A 4,345-nucleotide genomic window follows, 5' to 3' on the forward strand; every position below is an offset into this window, starting at 1 on the left:
GAAGATTGCAACAAAACCGTTTTCTTGATTCCGTTTTTCAAAGTGTCAATTGGATTGGCAAAATCAAATTTAATTCCTCCCAAATTTTTCACGATTGGATGCTTACTAATTGGGTAAACTAGCGGTGCAAATTTCCAATTGAATTCCTGATATTGAGTCGCACTTCCTTGTTCACCAGTGGCTAATTTCATTGGACTTCCTTGCTCATCTTTTACCAAATCAGGATTGATTCTGAATCCGTATTTAAAGAACATATCGTTCAAATTCAAATCTCTAGGAAAAGCTAAAGTCGAACCAGTTGAATTATATAAACTGTCCATTTCTATTGCCACTTGGTCAATAAGCCACAAGGTTTTTCCACCGTTGATAATGAATTGATCCAAGACTTGCTTCTCAGCATCCGAAAATTGTTCAGTTGGTTTGGCAATAACCGCCAAGTCGTATTCCTGCAAAGCTTCCAAACTTCCAATTGGATTTTTGGTAACAGAATCTAAGGTGAAAGGAGCAATATGGTAACTTTCTCGAACCTGCATCAGCAATTTGGCAATCTGAACATCTTGAAGTTCACCGTTTCCCTTGATGACGGCGACTTTTTTCTGTTTTTCTTTGGTGATTTTATTGATTCCATCGGCAATAGAATATTCTAAATGTTGCACGGAACCAACTACTTTTTGCGTAGTCGAAGCTCCCATAATATTTTTTAACAAAGGAATATTAACTTCCTTGTTGTTGTAAACCGCGATCGCCCAAGGAAAAACCATTGCTTGTGATTGTTTTCCTTTGTCGTCAACGGTTATGTTTATTGGTGTGAGACCTTTTCGATACAGCTCTTTGATGTTATCCATACTTTCGTCTTCGTTTTCCAAAGGATCTACAAATTCGAAAACAATATTTTTGTTATAGGCTTGAAATTCTTCTAATAAATCTTGAGTTTCGCTTTGCAAACGCTTGAATTCAGCGGGTAAATCGCCTTGCAAATAGATTTTTACATACAACGGATTTTGCACCTGCTTGATGATATTCAATGAAGTTGAAGAAAGCGTAAATCTTTTGTCTTTGGTTAAATCAAAGCGGTGGAATAATTGATTTCCAATACCATTGACAATCAGTAAAATGGCAATGGTAATCAATAAAGTTTTGAGGTTACTTTTTTTAATGGGTATCATTACGATTTAATGGATTTTAGATTATACACAGTAAACGAAAGAAACAAAATCGTTACACTTGCAAAATAAATTACATCCCGAGTGTCAATCACGCCACGACTCATACTTTTGAAATGATCTTGCATTCCAATACTTGAAATTACACTTTGAAAACTCGTGATAATGTTTGCCAAACTTTCGAATCCAAAATAAAAGAAGAAGCACAAAAAAACAGCTACTATAAAAGCCACAATTTGATTTTCGGATAGGGTAGAAGTGAAGATTCCAATCGCGGAATAAGCTGCAATCAAGAATAATAATCCGAAATAAGAACCCATTGTGCTGCCCATATCGATGTTTCCTTCGGGCGAACCTAAACTAGAAATGACCCAAACATAAATAAAGGTTGGGATAATTGCCATAACAATCAACAGCAACGAACCCAGAAATTTTCCGTTCACAATTTGCCAAATACTTAATGGTTTTGTCAACAATAATTCCAATGTTCCCTGCTTTTTTTCATCCGAAAAACTGCGCATCGTAACGGCAGGAATCAAGAAAATCAGGATCCACGGAGCCAATGTAAAAAACGGACTCAAATCGGCAAAACCGCTGTTTAAAATATTGTATTCTCCTTCGAAAACCCAAAGGAATACTCCATTTCCAATTAGGAAAACGGCAATCACCAAATAACCAATTGGCGAACCAAAAAAGGATTTTATTTCTCTTAAAACTATTGATTTCATTTATAATTTTTTAAAAATCACAATATCTTGATGTTCATTTAATTCGGTATTTTGGATGCCAGACCAATTTCCTTTTATAAAATGGGTAAGTTCTAAATTATTTTTTTTCAAGAGTTCAATAATATAACTTTTCTTGAAAGCAACATTGGCTTCTTTTACATTTTTATCCATTAAATAATAATTTCCAAAATTGTGAGGGAAACTTTTACTTCCAATAGTATTTTGTGCAGTTTCATTTTCTTCATCAATAATAAAAAAAGTGGCAAAGCATTTTTTGTCTTTCACTAGAACTCGTTGAATTTCATTAATGTAATTTTCAACATCCAAAGGAAGCATATGCGTAAAGACGGATGTCAAAAACACCAAATCAAAACTGTCATTCTCATATGGAAATTGTAATTCAGCAGCCTTTTCTTCGGTGTCTAATCGGTATAAATCATTCTTTAACGGAATTAGCTTAAAAGTAAAATTGGGAAAGCGGCTGCTGATGTTTTTGGTACACCAATCAATACCAATTTTCACAATATCAAAACCTTCATAACGCCCTTTTGGAGATAAATAATCAGTAAAGGGAATTGCCATCCTGCCAATTCCACAACCAATGTCAAGAACAGAACTGTCCTCAGTAAAATCACAATATTTTTTAAAATGTCCAAAAAAATGTTTTCCTATTTTTAAATAATCGCCACTTCCAATGAAAATAAGGCCTTTTGGAGGTACAAGCGAATCTCTTTTTGTAAATAAATCTTGTGGCAAGTAAATTATTTTCCTTACACTATATCTCAATGAAACAGGAAGGGTATAATAAATTTTTCTAATTAGTACGTTCATATTTTTTATTTTAAACTGATCATTTTATCCACGCTCCAAGCTTCGGGTTTATCGTTGAATAATTTCTTGGTAAAAGCCCAAACTTCATTAAAAAGCTCCGATTTTCTGTAATTTTCCAAGTCTTCTTCAGTTTCCCAATAACTGTATGTGAAGAAAATACATTTGTTGGTTTTGTCTTGATACAGTTCCAATAAACGGTTTCCTGGCGCGTTTCGTATTTTGTCTTTTATGATTTCGAAGTTTTCCAGAAATGCTGGAATATTTTCTTCGGCGAAGGACATTTTTACTATTCGTATGAACATTTGATTTTTGATTATGGAATTTACATTTTAGATTTAGAAATTTTAAAGTCTAAATATAATTTTATTAATAAAGCAATAAGCCCAGAAATGAAAAGTATCAAAGTTTTAAATGGCAAATTCTCAAAATTTTGGATAACCAAAGTAAAAGAAATTAGAGATACAATAAATAAATAAATTATAATTTTTTTCTTGTATAAAATTTCTATTAATGAATTTTGAATTACTGCAATTATTCCAAACACATAAGTTGAATACAATATCATTAAACCCCAAGTAAAATCAGTTTTAATAGGTGTGTGAAATTTTTTTCCAACATTCCACAAAATGAAAATTAGTAAATAGTAAACAACCACTTGTAATAAGCTAGCTAAAATGCCAAATATCATAATTCTTTTAATCATAAATCGCTTTACATCTGAAATCATCAATCGTTAATCATCAATCTAAAATCAAAAAATATTTAACTAAAAACTATATTGATCACATCCCTATAATTCAACCCCAGCAAGCTATTCGCCGAACCTAATTTTGAAGGATTACTTTTGAAAATTGCAATTTCTAAAAAACCAGCTTCATTGAAAATAGCCAATTTTTCGCCTTCATAATTCTTGATTGGATACTTATCGGAACTCGCAATCGCGGAATAATTGGGCAAAATGGTTTTGATGTTTTTGGTTTTCAATACAATTTCATACGGTCTTCCTTTGGCAACTTCTAAGAATTGCTTTTTGGAAATATTGGTCACCACATTGCCAAAATGGTCAATGTAAATTACATATCCTTTTATAGAATTTCCGTCATTGGTGGCAACAGCCTGCAAATCGGTAACTTGTTTGATGGCTTTTATTTCTTTGCCAATAACGTTCAGCAAACCACCTTTGGCAATATGACAAGCGACTTTGACAAAAACGTCTAAATCGGTGGCGTCACTTGGCAAACGGTCGTGAATATTGATGGCGACTATTTTTTGGGGAACAATTCTTTGCGAAAGCATACTCAAAATACCATTATCGGCGGCAATAAAATAATGGTCGTTCCATTGCATCACGATATGTTGGTTTTCTTTGTTGAATTCCATATCCACACCAATGAGATGCACAGTGCCTTTTGGGAAACTCGAATAAGCAGCTCCAATAATGTAACTTGCTTCAACTGTGTTAAATGCGTCAATATGATGCGAAATATCAATAATCGAGGATTCGGGATATTCCGATAAAATCTTCCCTTTTAAAGCGCCAACAAAGTGGTCTTTCAAGCCGTAATCGGTAGTAAGGGTAATTATTGACATAAAATTGTTTATAAATAAAAAGCGAATGCAAGC

Annotated in this window: 5 protein-coding genes; all 5 read right to left on the reverse strand. The window is 33.2% G+C overall.

What is annotated here, in order from left to right:
- Nucleotides 1-1,166: gliding motility-associated ABC transporter substrate-binding protein GldG (gldG, locus tag PHC28_RS16130; protein WP_300103079.1), on the reverse strand; the 1,166-nt coding region annotated here is incomplete at its 3' end.
- Nucleotides 1,166-1,891, reverse strand: a complete 726-nt coding sequence (gldF, locus tag PHC28_RS16135; RefSeq protein WP_300103082.1) for a gliding motility-associated ABC transporter permease subunit GldF — start codon at nucleotides 1,889-1,891, stop codon at nucleotides 1,166-1,168. The genes gldG and gldF, both read right to left, overlap by 1 nt.
- On the reverse strand, nucleotides 1,892-2,722 hold the full coding sequence (locus tag PHC28_RS16140) for a class I SAM-dependent methyltransferase (RefSeq protein WP_300103085.1): 831 nt from the start codon (nucleotides 2,720-2,722) through the stop codon (nucleotides 1,892-1,894).
- 5 nt (nucleotides 2,723-2,727) lie between these two features.
- Complete coding sequence (locus PHC28_RS16145) at nucleotides 2,728-3,024, reverse strand: putative quinol monooxygenase (RefSeq protein ID WP_300103088.1); 297 nt, start codon at nucleotides 3,022-3,024, stop codon at nucleotides 2,728-2,730.
- 460 nt (nucleotides 3,025-3,484) lie between these two features.
- A complete protein-coding gene (locus PHC28_RS16150; protein ID WP_300103091.1) occupies nucleotides 3,485-4,312 on the reverse strand; it encodes an SAM-dependent chlorinase/fluorinase in 828 nt (275 codons plus the stop codon).
- Nucleotides 4,313-4,345 lie beyond the last annotated feature (33 nt).

This window comes from Flavobacterium sp. (assembly GCF_028712645.1).
Lineage (GTDB): Bacteria > Bacteroidota > Bacteroidia > Flavobacteriales > Flavobacteriaceae > Flavobacterium.